This is a genomic window from Burkholderia sp. R-40, from assembly GCF_049942845.1.
Taxonomy (GTDB): Bacteria; Pseudomonadota; Gammaproteobacteria; order Burkholderiales; family Burkholderiaceae; genus Burkholderia; species Burkholderia ambifaria.
Window position 1 is genome coordinate 1361494 of sequence record NZ_CP187968.1, and the last position, 17422, is coordinate 1378915.

The 17422-nt window shown below is 68.6% G+C and carries 13 protein-coding genes; 11 read left to right on the forward strand and 2 right to left on the reverse strand.

What is annotated here, in order from left to right:
* Nucleotides 1–45: 45 nt before the first annotated feature.
* The gene (locus ACP26O_RS22510; RefSeq protein WP_175664327.1) at nt 46–1086 is read right to left on the reverse strand and encodes a LacI family DNA-binding transcriptional regulator; all 1041 of its coding nucleotides are present in this window, start codon (nt 1084–1086) and stop codon (nt 46–48) included.
* A gap of 190 nt (nt 1087–1276) precedes the next feature.
* On the opposite strand from ACP26O_RS22510, the gene ACP26O_RS22515 reads away from it, so the two are divergent.
* The 5 genes from ACP26O_RS22515 to ACP26O_RS22535 all read left to right on the forward strand — a co-directional run bounded on the left by ACP26O_RS22515 (nt 1277) and on the right by ACP26O_RS22535 (nt 7630).
* The gene (locus ACP26O_RS22515) at nt 1277–2425 is read left to right on the forward strand and encodes an ABC transporter ATP-binding protein (protein WP_175664328.1); all 1149 of its coding nucleotides are present in this window, start codon (nt 1277–1279) and stop codon (nt 2423–2425) included.
* Nucleotides 2426–2433: 8 nt separating this feature from the next.
* On the forward strand, nt 2434–4425 hold the full coding sequence (locus ACP26O_RS22520; RefSeq protein WP_175664329.1) for a beta-galactosidase: 1992 nt from the start codon (nt 2434–2436) through the stop codon (nt 4423–4425).
* A gap of 67 nt (nt 4426–4492) precedes the next feature.
* Nucleotides 4493–5752, forward strand: coding sequence for an ABC transporter substrate-binding protein (locus ACP26O_RS22525; RefSeq protein WP_175664330.1), 1260 nt, complete (start codon nt 4493–4495; stop codon nt 5750–5752).
* Between the two features lie 60 nt (nt 5753–5812).
* Complete coding sequence (locus ACP26O_RS22530; protein ID WP_175664331.1) at nt 5813–6757, forward strand: carbohydrate ABC transporter permease; 945 nt, start codon at nt 5813–5815, stop codon at nt 6755–6757.
* Nucleotides 6758–6778: 21 nt separating this feature from the next.
* A complete protein-coding gene (locus ACP26O_RS22535) occupies nt 6779–7630 on the forward strand; it encodes a carbohydrate ABC transporter permease (protein WP_006753189.1) in 852 nt (283 codons plus the stop codon).
* 159 nt (nt 7631–7789) lie between these two features.
* Here the strand turns inward: ACP26O_RS22535 and glcC are convergent, their stop codons facing one another.
* On the reverse strand, nt 7790–8560 hold the full coding sequence (gene glcC / locus ACP26O_RS22540; protein WP_012367137.1) for a transcriptional regulator GlcC: 771 nt from the start codon (nt 8558–8560) through the stop codon (nt 7790–7792).
* A gap of 223 nt (nt 8561–8783) precedes the next feature.
* Between glcC and glcD the strand changes: the two genes are divergently transcribed.
* From glcD to ACP26O_RS22570, 6 genes are all read left to right on the forward strand, one after another.
* The gene (glcD, locus tag ACP26O_RS22545; protein WP_175664332.1) at nt 8784–10283 is read left to right on the forward strand and encodes a glycolate oxidase subunit GlcD; all 1500 of its coding nucleotides are present in this window, start codon (nt 8784–8786) and stop codon (nt 10281–10283) included.
* Nucleotides 10283–11365, forward strand: a complete 1083-nt coding sequence (glcE, locus tag ACP26O_RS22550; protein ID WP_175664333.1) for a glycolate oxidase subunit GlcE — start codon at nt 10283–10285, stop codon at nt 11363–11365. The genes glcD and glcE overlap by 1 nt, the downstream gene beginning before the upstream one ends.
* A 24-nt stretch (nt 11366–11389) precedes the next feature.
* On the forward strand, nt 11390–12610 hold the full coding sequence (glcF, locus tag ACP26O_RS22555; RefSeq protein ID WP_175664334.1) for a glycolate oxidase subunit GlcF: 1221 nt from the start codon (nt 11390–11392) through the stop codon (nt 12608–12610).
* A gap of 22 nt (nt 12611–12632) precedes the next feature.
* On the forward strand, nt 12633–13037 hold the full coding sequence (locus ACP26O_RS22560; protein WP_011659881.1) for a GlcG/HbpS family heme-binding protein: 405 nt from the start codon (nt 12633–12635) through the stop codon (nt 13035–13037).
* A 36-nt stretch (nt 13038–13073) separates the two neighbouring features.
* Nucleotides 13074–15248: a malate synthase G gene (locus tag ACP26O_RS22565; protein WP_175664335.1), complete on the forward strand. Its 2175-nt coding sequence runs from the start codon at nt 13074–13076 to the stop codon at nt 15246–15248.
* 485 nt (nt 15249–15733) lie between these two features.
* Complete coding sequence (locus tag ACP26O_RS22570; protein ID WP_175664336.1) at nt 15734–17296, forward strand: sensor domain-containing diguanylate cyclase; 1563 nt, start codon at nt 15734–15736, stop codon at nt 17294–17296.
* The last annotated feature ends 126 nt before the right edge of the window (nt 17297–17422 follow it).

The following is a 17422-nucleotide window of genomic DNA, read 5'->3' on the forward strand; positions in this document are numbered from 1 at the left end:
CCCGGGCATGTCCGCCCATTGCCGCAAGGTGCGCGTCGACCCTCGCTACATAGCCGAGCGCCGCCCCGACACCGCCGCCGTCGTCCCGCGCACCACCAAGCGCGGCAACGACGCGATCCGCACGCGCGACGCATCGTCGATCCGACCGCCCGCCTCGCGCAGCGCGTTGAGCAGTTCGACCGCGAGCCCGGCGGCCTCGGCGGTCGGGATCGCGACGGTTGTCAACGTGGGACGCGTGTCGCTCGCCAGATGAATATCGGTAATGCCGACGATCGACAGGTCGTCGGGCACGCGCCGGCCGCGATCGGCCGCCGCGTGCAGCGCGCCGATCGCGGGCAGGTCGTTGGTCGCGACCAGCGCGGTCAGCCCGGGATGCGCATCGAGCAGCCGGCCCGCCGCGCGCACGCCGCCTTCGATCGAATCGGAATCGGGCCCGGCCGCGACGATCGACGCGTCGAGCCCCGCTTCGCGCATCACATCGACGAAGCCGTCATAGCGCGCCGCCTGCACGCCGCTCGCCGACCCGCCGACGATCACGCCGATCGTCCGGTGGCCGAGTTCGAGCAGATGCCGCGTCGCGATCCGTCCGGCTTCGCGGAAATCCACCGCCACGCACGGCAACCCTTCAGGCGGCGCATCGGGCCGCTCCCACAGACACAGCACGACCGGTACGCCGCGCCGCGCGACGTCGGCCAGATCCGGCAAGTGCAGGTTCGCGTTGGTCACGAGAATGCCTTCGGAAATCGTGCCGGCGATCTGGTCGAGATACGCTCGCCCCTGCAATGGGTCTTCGTTCGTATTGCAGACGATCAGGAACTGCCCGTTGCGACGCACCGCGCGCTCGACCGCGAGCGCGAACTCCGGATAGAACGGGTTCGCGATGCTCGATACCATCAGCGCGACCGTCGGCGCGCGCCCTTCCGCGAGTGCCCGCGCCGCGAGATGCGGCCGGTACCCGAGCGCCTGCACGGCTTCGAGCACGCGCGCGCGGGTGGCGTCGCCAACCCGGCCGCGGTTGCGCAGCACGTTCGAGACCGTCGCGGCCGTCACGCCGGCGCGGCGGGCCACTTCATCGAGTGTCGCCATGACTTGCTCACTATATGAGACGTTGATCCAGTATTTGCTTCGCTCACCGAAGCGGCGCACTATCGCCGCACACCCTGCCGCCCGACCGACGGGCGCGACTCGGCCGCGATCGCTATCGGCTCTTTTTTTGATCGCGATGGTTAAGCGCTTAAGCACTGACGAGAGCGCATTAGAACATGGAGCGGAGACAATGGCGAGCATCTCGATGCGACGCGTGCAGAAAGCCTATGGCGAGCACGCGCCGGTCATTCGTGACGTCGATCTGGAGATCGGCGCGCACGAGTTCTGCGTGTTCCTCGGCCCGTCCGGCTGCGGCAAGTCGACCCTGCTGCGGATGATCGCGGGCCTCGAGGACCTGAGCGACGGCGAGCTGTCGATCGACGGCCGCCGCGTCGACGACGTGCCGGCCGCCGAGCGCGGCGTCGCGATGGTGTTCCAGAGCTACGCGCTGTTTCCGCACATGACGGTCTACGAGAACATGGCGTTCGGGCTGAAGCTCGCGCGCGTGCCGAAGGCCGAGATCGACCGGAAGGTGCGCGACGCCGCGCGGATCCTGCAGCTCGATACGCTGCTCGAGCGCAAGCCGAAGGCGCTGTCCGGCGGCCAGCGGCAGCGCGTCGCGATCGGCCGCGCGATCGTGCGCGAGCCCGGCGTGTTCCTGTTCGACGAACCGCTGTCGAACCTCGACGCGGCGCTGCGCGGCCAGACGCGCATCGAAATCGCGAAGCTGCACCGGCAGTTCGAACGCGCGAGCGTCGTCTATGTGACGCACGACCAGACCGAAGCGATGACGCTCGCCGACAAGATCGTGCTGCTGCACGCCGGCGCCGACACCGCGCAGCACGGCAGCATCGCGCAGATCGGCGCGCCGCTCGACCTCTATCACCATCCCGCCAGCCGCTTCGTCGCCGGCTTCATCGGCTCGCCGCGGATGAACTTCCTGCCGGCCGTCGTCACCGCCTGCAACGCGCGGCACACGACCGTCACCGTCGTGCCGTCCGGCGAGACCTTCACGCTGCCGCGCGACGGCGCCGCGCTCGCGCCGGGCGCGACCGTCACGCTCGGCATCCGCCCCGAACACCTGACGCTCGGCACTGCGCCCGACGCGACGACGCTCGCGCGCGACGTCGCGCTCGTCGAACGCCTCGGCGAGCAGACCTACGTGCACCTCGACCAGCCCGGCGGCACGCCGCTGATCGCGAAAGTGCCCGGCGACGCGCCGCTGCGCATCGGCGAGCGCGTGCACGTGCAGGCGCCGGCCGCGGCCTGTCACCTCTTCACCGAAGACGGCCGCGCGGTGCCCGCGCGCGCCGACATTCCCGTCCACCACTACGCATAAGGATCGGCATGCGCCTCGGAGTCTGTTACTACCCGGAACACTGGCCGGAATCGATGTGGGCCGACGACGCCCGCCGGATGACGGCGCTCGGCATCGCGCAGGTGCGGATCGCCGAATTCGCGTGGAGCCGCATCGAGCCGTCGCCGGGCGAATACGACTGGGGCTGGCTCGACCGAGCGGTCGACGTGCTCGGCGCGGCCGGCCTCGAGATCGTGATGTGCACGCCGACCGCGACGCCGCCGAAATGGCTCGTCGACCGTCACCCCGACATCCTCGCGATCGGCGCGGACGGCCGGCCGCGCGGGTTCGGTTCGCGCCGCCACTACGACTTCTCGTCGCCGACCTATCTGGAAGCCTCGCGGCGCATCTGCACGGCGGTCGCCGAACGCTACGGTCGCCACCCGGCCGTCCGCTACTGGCAGACCGACAACGAGCTCGGCTGCCACCAGACGGTGGTCAGCTATTCGCCGGCCGCGCTCGTGCGCTTTCGCGAATGGCTGAAGGCGCGCTACGGCACGATCGACGCGCTGAACCGCGCGTGGGGCACCGTGTTCTGGAGCATGGAGTACCGGCATTTCGACGAAGTCGACGCGCCGATCGGCACCGTGACCGAAGCGCATCCGTCGCATCGCCTCGACTACCGGCGCTTCGCGTCCGACGAGGTCGCGCGCTATCACCGGATGCAGGTCGACGTGATCCGCGCGCATTCGCCGGGCCGGCCCGTCGCGCACAACTTCATGCAGCTGTTCACCGAGTTCGATCATTACGAAGTGGCGCGCGACCTCGACATCGCGACGTGGGACAGCTACCCGCTCGGCGCGCTCGAGGAGCAATGGTTCGCGCCCGAGCTGAAGGCGCGCTGGCTGCGCACCGGCCATCCGGATTTCGCGTCGTTCAATCACGATCTCTATCGCGGGATGTCGAAGCTGCCGTTCTGGGTGATGGAGCAGCAGCCGGGGCCCGTGAACTGGGCGCAATGGAACCCCGCGCCGCTGCCGGGCATGGTGCGCCTGTGGAGCTGGGAAGCGTTCGCGCACGGCGCCGGCTGCGTGTCGTACTTCCGCTGGCGGCAGGCGCCGTTCGCGCAGGAGCAGATGCATGCGGGCCTGCACACGCCGGACGACCAGCTCGACGAAGGCGGCCGCGAAGCGCAGCGCGTCGCGCACGAAATCGCGGCCGTGCTCGACGCCGGCGCCGATGCCGACGCGAACGGCGCGGTGCGCGCCCCCGTCGCGCTGGTGTTCGACTATGAAGCGAAGTGGCTGTTCGAAGTGCAGCCGCAGGGCGCCGATTTCCACTACCCGCGCTGCGCGTTCGAGTACTACTCGGCGCTGCGTTCGCTCGGCCTCGACGTCGACGTGATCTCCGCGCATGCGCCGCTCGACGGCTACCGGCTCGTCGTCGTGCCGCCGCTGCCGATCGTGCCGGACGACTTCGCGGCACGGCTCGCCGCATCGGGCGCGCATGCGGTGTTCGGCCCGCGCACCGGTTCGAAGACGGCCGACCTGCAGATTCCGCCGACGCTGCCGCCCGGCCCGCTCGCGTCGATCCTGCCGCTGCGCGTGTGGCGCGTCGAGTCGCTGCGGCCGAACGTGACCGAGCCGATCGACGGCACGTTGCGCGACGGCTCGGCGTTCACCGGCGACGCACGCCGCTGGCGCGACCTCGTCGAGCTGCACGACGACGCACCCAGCGTCGTGCGTGCGCGCTTCGCCGACGGTCATCCGGCCTGCGTGTCGCACGGCGCGCTGCACTACTGGGCCGCGCTGTTCGACGACGCGACCACCGCGCGCCTGTTCGCCGACGTCGCGGCCGAAGCCGGCCTGACACCGTCGCCGCTCGGCGACGGCGTGCGCGTGAGCCGACGCGGCGGCCTGACTTACGTATTCAACTATGGCGGCACGCCGCACACGCTCGATGGGGTGCCGCCGTCCGCGTTCGTGGTCGGCGCCGCGGAGATCGAGCCGCAAGGCGTCGCCGTGTATCGAAGCCGTTCGTAGCAACCGCCCCCGGCGCCGCGACGCGCCGGTCACGCACAACGACAGACACACAGGACTGGAGACACACATGACACATCGCCCCCTTCGCGTCGCCGCCCGGCTTGCGACCGCCGCCGTCATCGCGTTCGCTTCGCTCGGCGCCGCGGCGCCGGCCGGCGCGGGCACGCTGACGATCAACATCGCGTTCAAGGGCGCCAGCCAGCGCGCGGTCTGGCAGTCGACGATCGAGGCCTTCCACAAGGCCCATCCCGACATCGACGTGAAGCCCACCTTCGTCGACGAGGAAGCGTACAAGGTGCAGCTCCCTGCGTGGCTCACGACCGTTGCGCCCGACGTGGTCAACTGGCATGCGGGCGAGCGCATGGCGTACTACGCGAAGCGCGGGCTGTTCGAGGACCTGAGCGGCGACTGGGCGAAGAACGGCTGGGACGCGATGTACGCGTCGACGCGCAGCGCATCGTCGTACAACGGCAAGCAGTACGCGGCGCCGACCGTCTATTACTCGTGGGGGCTGTTCTACCGCAAGGACCTGTTCCGCAAGGTCGGCATCGCCGACGAGCCGAAGACCTGGGACCAGTTTCTCGACGCGTGCAAGAAGCTGAAGGCGGCCGGCATCACGCCGATCGCGATCGGCGGCCGCGACGCGTGGACGCTCGCCGGCTGGTTCGACTATCTCGACCTGCGCCTGAACGGCAACGCGTTCCACCAGCAGCTGATGGCCGGCGACGTGCCGTACACCGACCCGCGCGTGAAGAAGGTCTACACGACATGGAAGTCGCTGATCGACTCGGGCTACTTCATCGACAACGCGCTGTCCTACGATCTCGACGGCGTGCAGCCGTTCCTGTTCCAGGGCAAGGCCGCGATGATGCTGATGGGCACCTTCATCGCGGCCGGCTTTCCGCCGAACGTGAAGCAGGAAATGGGTTATTACCGCTTCCCGATCATCGACGCGAAGGTGCCGACCGCCGAGGACGGCCCGGTCGAATCGCTGCACATCCCGACCAAGGCGAAGAACAAGGCCGACGCGCATACGTTCCTCGCGTTCGTCGAAACGCCCGAGATGGGGGCGAAGCTCGCGGAAGGGCTCGGCTCGCTGTCGGCCAACAGCAAGTCGCCGGAGCCGGCCGATCCGATTTCGCGGATCGGCTTCCGGATCCTCGCCGACACCAAGGGCGGCGTCGCGCAGTTCTACGACCGCGACATGACCAAGGAGATGGCCGACGAAGGGATGAAGGGGATGCAGCAGTTCCTCGCGAATCCCGCGCAGCTCGATACCGTGCTCGCGCAGCTCGAACAGACCCGCAAGCGGATCTACAAGAAGTAACCGCGTGACCCATGCGGCGGCCGCGTGTGCGTGCCGCCGTGTCCGCCCAGGAGGCTTGCCGTGTCCCGTCCGATCACGTCCACCCCGCCCGCCGGCGCCACGCCGCCGCGTGGTGCATCCGCCGCCACCGCGTTGCGCGTGCGCCGCCCGTCGCCCGCGGTGCGGCGGCAACAGCGCGCCGCGTGGCTCTTTCTCGCGCCCGCGTGCGCGATGGTTGCCGTCTATGTGATCTGGCCGATCCTGTCGACGCTGTGGCTGAGCCTCTGCAACTGGGACGGGATGACCGAGCGCACGTTCGTCGGTCTCGCGAACTACGTCGAGCTGCTGCACGCGCCGACCTTCTACACCGCGCTGCGCAACAACGTGATCTGGCTTGCGCTGTTCATGCTCGCGCCGCCGCTCGGCCTCGCGCTCGCGCTGTACCTGAACCAGGCGGTGGCCGGCATCCGGCTCGTGAAGTCGTTGTTCTTCGCGCCGTTCGTGCTGTCCGGCGTGGTGGTCGGGCTGATCTTCTCGTGGTTCTACGATCCGACCTTCGGGCTGCTCGCGCTGATCGCCGGACACGGGATCCCGGTGCTCGGCGATGCGCGCTATGCGACCGTCGGCATCGTGTTCGCCGCGCTGTGGCCGCAAACCGCGTACTGCATGATCCTGTACCTGACCGGCCTCACGTCGGTCAATCCGGAGCAGATCGAAGCGGCGCGGATGGAAGGCGCGCGCGGCTTCGCGCTGCTGTGGCACGTCGTGCTGCCGCAGTTGCGCCCGACCACGTTCATGGCGATCGTCGTCACGGTGATCGGCGCGCTGCGCAGCTTCGACCTGATTTCGGTGATGACAGGCGGCGGCCCGTTCGAGAGCTCGACCGTGCTCGCGTATTACATGTACGACCAGGCGATCAAGTACTACCGGCTCGGCTATTCCGCGTCGATCGCGGTCGTGCTGTTCGCGATCATGCTCGTCTACATCGTGTTCCAGTTGCGCCGCATGCTGCGCAACGAGCAGTGACCTACCGGGAGTGCATTCCTCATGTTTCCGACACCCGTTGCCCACTGGAAGCCCGTCTCGCGCCGGCTGTACAAGCTGTCGCTGCCCGTCGCGCTCGTGATCTGGCTGCTGCCGATGATCGCTGTGTTCGTCACGTCGGTGCGCTCGACCGAGGAGCTGGTCGAAGGTCACTACTGGGGCTGGCCGCGGCACTTCTCGATGATCAGCAACTATCGCGACGCGCTGACCACGTCGCCGATGCTGCATTACTTCTGGAACAGCGTGCAGATCACGGTGCCGTCGGTGATCGGGTCGATCGCGCTGGCGGCGATGGCGGGCTTTGCACTCGCGACCTACAAGTTTCGCGGGAGTACCGCGCTGTTCGGGACGTTCGTCGCGGGGAATTTCGTGCCGGTGCAGGTGTTGATGATTCCGGTGCGGGATCTTTCGCTGCGGCTCGGTGTGTTCAATACCGTCGAGGCGCTGATCCTGTTTCATGTCGCGTTTCAGACGGGGTTCTGCACGCTGTTCCTGCGTAACTTCATCAAGCAGTTGCCGTTCGAATTGATCGAGGCGGCGCGGATTGAAGGGGCGGGCGAATGGACGGTGTTCTGGCGGATCGTGTTGCCGCTGATCCGGCCTGCGTTGGCCGCGCTCGCGATTCTCGTGTTCACGTTCGTGTGGAACGACTACTTCTGGGCGCTGTGCCTCACGCAAGGCGATGAGGCCGCGCCGATTACGGCGGGCGTCGCGGCGTTGAAGGGGCAATGGACGACGTCGTGGAATCTCGTGTCGGCCGGGTCGATTCTTGCCGCGTTGCCGTCGGTCGCGATGTTCTTCGCGATGCAGAAGCATTTTGTCGCGGGGCTGACGTTCGGGGCGACGAAAGGGTGAGCCGGCGCTAATCGCTGATTGCAGATTCTGATCTCCTCCTCTTTCATCGAGAGGTTGCCCGCTTCGGCGGGCTTTTTTTTGGTTCCGCCGGGTTTGACGGTGCGGTGAATAGAGCAGCTATTCTCCGCAGAATTTGCGGTGAATATTGAATCGCGCGGCTCAAGTCCACCCCTCGAGCCGCAACGTCGACCGCACGAGCCGCTGCTCCTCCTCCTCGATCTCGCGCAGATAGTCGACGCACTGCCGGATATGCTCGCTCGCGGCCTTGCGGGCTTGATCAGGCAGCCGCCCTGTCACCGCGTTATAAAGCCGCGCGTGCTGTCGATCGATCTGCTTCTTCAGCGGCTCGCGGTGATAGAGGTTGTTCACCGACGCAAACACCGAACTGAGCAGCAGGTCGGTCAGCGACTGCAGCGTATTCACAAGCACCGGATTGTGTGACGCCTCGCAGATCGCGAGATGGAACGCATGATCGAGCTTCGCCCGCGCGGCCGGATCGAGATCCTGCGCATCGGCCGCCGTCATCTCCTCATAGCGACGCTTGATCAGGATGAAATCGGCCGGCGTACCGCGCAGCGCAGCAAGCCGCGCGGCTTCGGTCTCGAGCATCCCGCGCACCTCGAACAGGTCGTACAGCGTGCGCGGCTGCGAGCCGAGCAGATGCATCATCGGCGAGACTTCGCGCTGCGGGGTCAGGCTCGCGACGAACGAACCCTTGCCGTGCGTCGTGTCGATGATCCCGCGCGCACGCAGCAGCTTCATCCCTTCGCGCACGGCCGTGCGCGACACGCCGAGCTTCTCGGTCAGCCGCCGCTCGGACGGCAGCGCCTGTCCGGCCTTCAGCACGCCGTCGACGATCAGCTGCTCGATCCGCTCGGCGACGACATCGGCGACATTGCGCGCCGGCGCTTGTCGAACTTGCGTTTCCATACTGGTATGACCACTTCGGGGGGATATCGCCGATTTTCTCACAAACCCTTGCGCCAATTGAGTTTCCCGTCATCGCAAACCCCACGCTCCAGGCCCATTTCGAAAAACTGGTACGACCACGTTCGCGACGTCTGGACACGCACCGGCCGCCCGCCAAGAATGCCGTTCATCCGGCGCGCCGCGCATCTCGCGGCCGCCTGCATGGTGGAGACGGAGACACACGATGAGTTTCATCTACGACGAACGGATCGACGGCCCGCTGGCGACTGTCGACCGCGACACGCTCGTCGCCGCGCTCGCTGCGGCGGCGCCCGGCCTCGACGTGCTGCACGAGCGCGAGGCGCTGAAGCCGTTCGAATGCGACGGCCTCGCCGCGTACCGCACGGTGCCGCTCGCGGTCGTGCTGCCCGACACGGTCGAGCAGGTGCGCGCGGTGCTGCGCGTCGCGGCCGCGCACGGCGTGCCGGTCGTCGCGCGCGGCGCGGGCACCGGTCTGTCGGGCGGCGCGATGCCGCTCGAAAAAGGCATCCTGCTCGTGATGGCGAAGTTCAACCGGATTCTCGAAATCGACGCCGATGCCGGCATCGCGCGCGTGCAGCCCGGCGTGCGCAACCTCGCGATCTCGCAGGCCGCCGCACCCTACGACCTCTACTACGCGCCGGACCCGTCGTCGCAGATCGCCTGCTCGATCGGCGGCAACGTCGCCGAAAACGCGGGCGGCGTGCACTGCCTGAAATACGGGCTGACGGTGCACAACATCCTGAAGGTCGAGATCCTGACGATCGACGGCGACTTGCTGACACTCGGCGCCGACGCGCTCGACGCCCCCGGCTTCGATCTCCTCGCGCTGTTCACCGGCTCCGAAGGCATGCTCGGCATCGTCACCGAAGTGACGGTGAAGCTGCTGCCGAAACCGCCGAGCGTGAAGGTGCTGATGGCGAGCTTCGACGACGTCGCCGAAGCCGGCGCGGCGGTCGCGCGGATCATCGGCGCGGGCGTGATCCCCGGCGGGCTCGAGATGATGGACAACCTCGCGATCCGCGCCGCCGAGGACTTCATCCACGCCGGCTATCCGGTCGATGCGCAGGCGATCCTGCTGTGCGAACTCGACGGCGCGGCGACCGATGTCGAAGAGGACGCCGAACGCGTCGCCGCGCTGCTGCGCGACGCCGGCGCGTCGGAGATCCGCGTCGCACGCGACGAGGCCGAGCGGCAGCGGTTCTGGGCCGGCCGCAAGAACGCGTTTCCGGCGGTCGGCCGCATGTCGCCCGACTACTACTGCATGGACGGCACGATCCCGCGCCGCGAGTTGCCGCGCGTGCTCGAAGGGATCGCCGCGTTGTCCGCGCAATACGCGCTGCCGGTCGCGAACGTGTTCCATGCGGGCGACGGCAACATGCATCCGCTGATCCTGTTCGACGCGAATCGTCCCGGCGAACTCGACCGCGCGGAAGCGCTCGGCGGCAAGATCCTCGAGCTGTGCGTCGCGGTGGGCGGCAGCATCACCGGCGAACACGGCGTCGGGCGCGAGAAGATCAACCAGATGTGCGTGCAGTTCAACGCCGACGAAATCACGTTCTTCCACGCGGTGAAGGCCGCGTTCGATCCGCGCGGCCTGCTCAATCCCGGCAAGAACATCCCGACGCTGCACCGTTGCGCGGAATTCGGCGCGATGCACGTCCATCACGGCAAGCTGCCGTTTCCCGAACTGGAGCGCTTCTGATGCGACGCGAACGCGAACCCGAATCGATCGACGACAGCGCGGCGCTCGTCGCGCAGGTCGACGCCGCGATCCACGATCGCCAGCCGCTGCTCATCCGCGGCGCGGGCACGAAATCCTTTCTCGGCCGCGCCGTCGAAGGCCGCACGCTCGACGTGCGCACGCACCGCGGCATCGTCGCGTACGACCCGACCGAACTCGTGATCACCGCGCGCGCGGGCACGCCGCTCGCCGAACTCGACGCGATGCTCGACGCGGCCGGCCAGATGCTGCCGTGCGAGCCGCCCACGTTCGGCGGCGCGGCCACGGTCGGCGGGATGTTCTCGGCCGCGCTGTCGGGGCCGCGCCGCCCGTGGGCCGGTGCGGTGCGCGATTTCGTGCTCGGCTGCCGCGTGATCACCGGCCACGCGAAGCACTTGCGCTTCGGCGGCGAGGTGATGAAGAACGTCGCGGGCTACGACGTATCGCGGCTGCTCGCGGGCAGCTTCGGCTGCCTCGGCGTCGTGACGGAAGTGTCACTGAAGGTGCTGCCGAAGCCGCGCGCGAGCCGCGATCTCGCGTTGCCGCTCACGGCAGCCGAAGCCGTGCGGCGCGTGGCCGGATGGCGTCGCGCGGGGCTGCCGCTGGCGGGCGCCTGCCATGCGGACGGCGTGCTGCGCGTGCGGCTCGAAGGCGGCGAGGGCTCGGTGAAGGCCGCGCGCGGCACGATCGGCGGCGAGAACCTAGACGATCGCGCCGACGGCTTCTGGGCCCGGCTGCGCGACCTGTCGCTGCCGTTCTTCGACGATCCGCGCCCGCTGTGGCGCGTGTCGGTGCCGGCCGCCGCGCCGCTCGATGCGCTGCCCGGCGCGCTGCTGGTCGACTGGGGCGGCGCGCAGCGCTGGCTGAAGAGCGACGCCGCGCCGGCCGACGTGCAGCGATTCGCCGCGCAGCAGCGCGGCCATGCGAGCTGCTTCACGCCCGGCGCGACGCACGAGCCGTTCCAGCCGCTGCCGGCCGCGCTGCTGCGCGTGCACCGGCAGCTGAAGGCGCAACTCGATCCGCATGCGATCTTCAATCCCGGCCGCCTGTACGCGGACCTCTGACGCCCACCCGACTGCGAACCGCCGATGCAAACCAATCTCAGCGAAGCAAGCAAGGCCCTCGACCGGGCCGACGAAGCGGAAGCGATCCTGCGCGCGTGCGTGCACTGCGGCTTCTGCAACGCGACCTGCCCGACCTATCAGGTGCTCGGCAACGAGCTCGACGGGCCGCGCGGACGCATCTACCTGATCAAGCAAATGCTCGAAGGCGAGCCGTGCGGCGAGCGCACGCAGCAGCATCTCGACCGCTGCCTGACCTGCCGCAACTGCGAAACGACCTGCCCGTCCGGCGTGCGCTATCACACGCTGCTCGACATCGGCCGCGCGGAAGCCGAGAAGCGTGCGCGGCGTCCGGCGCGCGAGCGCCTGCTGCGCGCCGGCCTGCGTCACGTCGTACCGCGGCCGGCGACGTTCGCCGCGCTGCTGAAGGCCGGCCGCGCGCTGCGCCCGCTGCTGCCCGGCACGCTGCAGGACAAGATCCCGGCCACCGTGCCGGCGGCCGCGCCGCGCCCGCCGGACCGCCATGCACGACGCGTGCTGATGCTCGAAGGCTGCGTGCAGCCTTCGTTGTCGCCGAACACCAACGCGGCCGCGGCCCGCGTGCTCGACCGGCTCGGCATCAGCGTGACGCCGGCCCGCGAAGCCGGCTGCTGCGGCGCGACCGAATATCACCTGAACGCGCAGGACGCCGGGCTCGCACGCGCACGCCGCAACATCGATGCGTGGTGGCCCGCGATCGAGGCTGGCGCCGAAGCGATCGTGCTGACGGCGAGCGGCTGCGGTGCGTTCGTGAAGGAATACGGCGACCTGCTGCGCTCCGACCCTGAGTATGCGGACAAAGCGCGGCGCGTGAGCGCACTCGCGCGCGACCTCGCGGAAGTGATCGCGGCCGAGCCGCTCGACGCGCTGGCCGATGCAACGCCGCGCCGCGTCGCGGTGCACTGCCCATGCACGCTGCAGCACGCGCAGCGGCTCGGCGGCGCGGTGGAAAGCATCCTGCGGCGGCTCGGCTTCGATCTGACGAATGTCGCCGATGGCCACCTGTGCTGCGGGTCGGCCGGCACCTATTCGCTGACGCAGCCCGAACTCGCGACCCAACTGCGCGACAACAAGCTCGACGCGCTCGAAGCCGCGCGGCCGGACCTGATTGTCACGGCCAACATCGGCTGCCAGACTCACCTGAACGGCGCGGGCCGTACGTCCGTGCGCCACTGGATCGAGCTCGTCGACAACCGATTGGTCAACTGACCGCTGATTCCGGAGGACTTCCATGCAAACGAAACCCGAACTCGAACTCGCCGACGTCGAGCGCATGCTCGCCGCCGCCCGCGCGGAAGCGGAGCACCACGGCTGGGCCGTGTCGATCGCCATCGTCGACGACGGCGGCCACCTGCTCGCGTTCGCGCGTCTCGATGGCGCATCGCCGGCCAGCAGCTACATCGCGCACGACAAGGCGCGCGCGGCGGCGCTCGGCCGGCGCGAGACGAAAGCGTATGAGGATATGATCAACGGTGGCCGCACCGCGTTTCTGAGCGTGCCGCTGACGGGCTTGCTCGAAGGCGGCGTGCCGGTCATGGTGGACGGCCGCATTGCGGGCGCGATCGGTGTGTCTGGCGTAAAGTCCGAACAGGACGCCCAGATCGCCCGCGCCGGCACACAAAGCGTCGCGGCCTGATCCGCGCGCGTTTTTCATTCCCCGGGAGGAATCACGATGATCGACCAAGCAGGACTGCAAGTCGCGCCAGCGCTGAGCCAGTTCATTGAAAACGAAGCACTGCCGGGCACCGGTATCGACAAGGCCGCGTTCTGGAGCGGTTTCTCGGCGCTGGTGCACGACCTCGCGCCGCGCAACCGCGAGTTGCTCGCGGAACGCGACCGCCTCCAGCACGAACTCGACACGTGGCATCGCGCGCATCCCGGCCCGGTGCGCGACCATGCCGCGTTTCGCGCGTTCCTCGAACAAATCGGCTACCTCGTGCCGGTCCCGTCGAACGTCGCGGCAGCCACCGCGAACGTCGACAGCGAGATCGCGACGCAGGCCGGCCCGCAGCTCGTCGTGCCGCTGTCGAACGCGCGCTATGCGCTGAACGCCGCGAACGCACGCTGGGGCAGCCTGTACGACGCGCTGTACGGCACCGATGCGCTGCCCGAGGACGGCGGCGCCGAACGCACGTCGGCCTACAACCCGACACGCGGCCAGCGCGTGATCGACTACGCGCGCAACGTGCTCGACAACGCGGCGCCGCTCGCGAGCGGCTCGCACCGCGACGCGCTGCGCTACCGCGTGGAGGACGGCCAGCTCGCCGTCGAGACCGGCAAGGGCGTCGTGCACCTCGCGCAGCCGGCGCAATTCGTCGGCTACCAGGGCGCGGCGGGCGCGCCGTCCGCGATCCTGCTGAAAAACAACGGCCTGCACATCGAGATCCAGATCGACGCGTCGACCCCCATCGGTCGCGCCGATCTCGCGAACGTGAAGGACGTCGTGCTCGAAGCCGCGGTCAGCACGATCATCGACTGCGAGGATTCGGTCGCGGCGGTCGACGCCGAAGACAAGGTCCAGCTGTATCGCAACTGGCTCGGGCTGATGCAGGGCACGCTGGTCGAGGAAGTCGCGAAGGGCGGCAAGAGCTTCACGCGCCGCCTGAACGCCGATCGCGAATACACGACGCCGGCCGGCGGCACGCTGTCGCTGCACGGCCGCTCGCTGCTGTTCGTGCGCAACGTCGGCCACCTGATGACCAACGGCGCGGTGCTCGACCGCGACGGCAACGAGATTCCGGAAGGGATTCTCGACGGCGTCGTCACGACGCTGTGCGCGCTGCACGACCTGAAGGCCAAGCGCAATTCGCGCACGGGCTCGATCTACATCGTAAAGCCGAAGATGCACGGCCCCGTCGAAGTCGCGTTCGCCGACACGCTGTTCGCGCGCATCGAGGATCTGTACGGCCTGCCGCGCAACACGCTGAAGATGGGCATCATGGACGAGGAGCGCCGCACCAGCGTGAACCTCGCCGCATGTATCGCGGCGGCCGCCGCGCGCGTCGCGTTCATCAACACCGGCTTCCTCGACCGCACCGGCGACGAGATGCACACCGCGATGGAAGCGGGCCCGATGATCCGCAAGGGCGAGATGAAGTCGTCGGCGTGGATCACCGCATACGAGCGCAACAACGTGCTCGCGGGCCTGTCGGCCGGCTTGCGCGGCCGCGCGCAGATCGGCAAGGGCATGTGGGCGATGCCGGACCTGATGCACGCGATGCTCGAGCAGAAGATCGCGCATCCGCGCGCCGGCGCGAACACCGCGTGGGTGCCGTCGCCGACCGCCGCGACGCTGCACGCGCTGCACTACCACCAGGTCGACGTGCAGGCCGTCCAGCAGGAGCTGGAGAAGACGTCCTACGCGAGCGAACGCGACGCGCTGCTCGAAGGGCTGTTGACCGTGCCGGTCGTCGAGCGCGCCGCCTGGAGCGAAAGCGAGATCCTGAGCGAGGTCGAGAACAACGCGCAGGGCATCCTCGGCTACGTCGTGCGCTGGGTCGAACAGGGCGTCGGCTGCTCGAAGGTGCCCGACATCCACGACGTCGGGCTGATGGAAGACCGCGCGACGCTGCGCATCTCGAGCCAGCACATCGCGAACTGGCTGCGCCACGGCGTGATCACCGAGGCGTTCGTGCTCGACGTGTTCAAGCGGATGGCGCGCGTCGTCGACCAGCAGAACGCGGACGACCCGAACTACCGCCCGATGGCGCCCAACTACGACCAGTCGACGGCATTCAAGGCCGCGTGCGCGCTGGCGCTGCAGGGCACGTCGCAGCCGAGCGGTTATACCGAGCCGCTGCTGCATCGGTTCCGGCTCGCGTTCAAGGCGCAACAGCACGGCGCCTGAACGTTCGCATGCGGGCTTTCCCGCATGCGGTTTCACGAAACGGGCGGCCATCTCGGCCGCCCGTTTTCGTATGCGGATTCACGCGGACGCTGAAAACGGATAATCGATCCGTATCGCCCGACTTCAGCGCCGAGCCTTTACTGCAACGCTTGCGCGCACGATCGTGCAAGCGTCGGCCGGCGCGATAATTTGATCCGGATCAAGGGCCTGCAACATTTTTCGCGCTCGATAATGCCCGCGCTATACTCGGACCATTGCGCGCCGCGATTCGTCGGATCGTCGAATCGCAGCCGATCTATCTCGCCGGTGCGCCGGTAATCCGGCGGCTTATCCGGCCGCGATGATCGATGATCGCGCCCGCGTTTCCTGTCGGTCGGGCGGAATGCGTATCGGGGGCCGCGTAACGGATCGCCGCCGGCCAATCAATACGAACACAATCGCATCGGCCCGCCGCCCGGCGGCGATGCCCCCTCGATCCACGGACCATGGCAGAAACCGACTACGCAATGCCCAGCGAATCCGGCCGGACGAGCCGTGTCGCCGCTCATCTGCGCCGGCTCCTGCTGCCGCACCTGATCTTCTATTCGGGGCTGCTGCTCGGTCTGCTCCTGCTACTGCTATGCGGAATCGTGCTGTACGAGGCACGCATCGACGCGCGCGACCGTGCGCGCATCACGCAGCAGAACATCGCGTTGATGGCGTCGTGGGACATCGAGCGCAACATCGAGTTCTTTGCGCTGTCACTGCAGGCTGTCGTCGAAGGCGAGAACGATCCGGCGGTCGGCGCGCTGCCGATGCCGCTGCGCCGCCAGGTGCTGTTCGATCGCGCGACCACGGCCAAGTATCTCGGCGGCATCTATGTGCTCGACGCGAACGGCGACATTGCGGTCGACGGCAAGAGCGACGTGCCGCGCAAGGCCAATTTCGGCAACGAACGGTATTTCACCGTGCATCGCGACCATCCGGACGTCGGCCTGTACGTCAGCGACCCGTACCATTCGCGGCTGCGCGCCGGCTCGCCGAGCATCGCGCTCAGCCGGCGCATCACGCGGCCCGACGGGTCGTTCGGCGGCGTCGCCGTGATATCGATCCGGCTCGAATATTTCCAGAACCTGTTCTCGCGCCTCGCGCTCGGCGATCGCGGGTCGATGGCGCTGATCAATACGTCCGGCCTGATGCTCGCGCGCCAGCCGTACGAACCGGCGATCGTCGGCCGCAACATCAGCAAGGCCAGCACGTTCCGGCACTTCATGACCGCCAGCGAAGGCAGCTTCGCCGACACCGCGTCGATCGACGGCGTGCGCCGCCTGTACGTGTTCCGGCACCTCGAGAACCTGCCGCTGATCATCATGGTCGCGCGCTCGGAAGCCGACACCTACGCCGCGTGGTACGACCGCGCGATCCCGATCGGCTCGGCGATGGCCGTGCTCGCGCTCGGCTTCGTCGGCCTGTCGCTGCTGCTCGACGTGCAGTTGCGCAAGCGTCACCGCGCGGAAACCGAACTGCAGGCGCTCGCGCGCACCGACGGCCTCACCGGCCTCGACAACCGCCGGATGCTCGACGTCACGCTCGCACGCGAATGGCGCCGCGCGGCGCGTTCGCAGCACGCGCTGTCGCTGCTGTTCGTCGACGTCGACCACTTCAAGCGCTACAACGACTCGCAGGGCCACCAGGCCGGCGACGACGCGCTCGCCGCGGTCGCCCGCTGCATCGCCGGCTGCCTGCGCCGTCCGGCCGACTATGCGGCCCGGTACGGCGGCGAGGAGTTCGTCGTCGTGCTGCCCAATGTCGACACGAACGGCGCCGTGACGATCGCCGAATCGATCCGCACCGGCATCCTCGATCTCGGCATCCGGCACGACACGGGCGTGTCCGGCCGCCTGACCGCGAGCATCGGCGTGACGACCTGCTATCCGGAACGCGACGACAGCATCCAGGCCGCGCTGAAGCTCGCCGACGACGCGCTGTACCGCGCGAAGGAATCCGGGCGCAATCAGGTCGTCGTACTGACGTCCTCGTCCGTCGAACGCATGCCGCGGCGCGCCTGAGCGCGGCGTCGGCCCGGCCAGGTGCGGCCCTGCGGTCCTCCACACCGCCGCCTGCGGGCAAAATCGCCGACAATGTCGGCTCGCCGCGCCGCCGCGCGACACACGCGGCCGCCGGCCCGCGTCCGC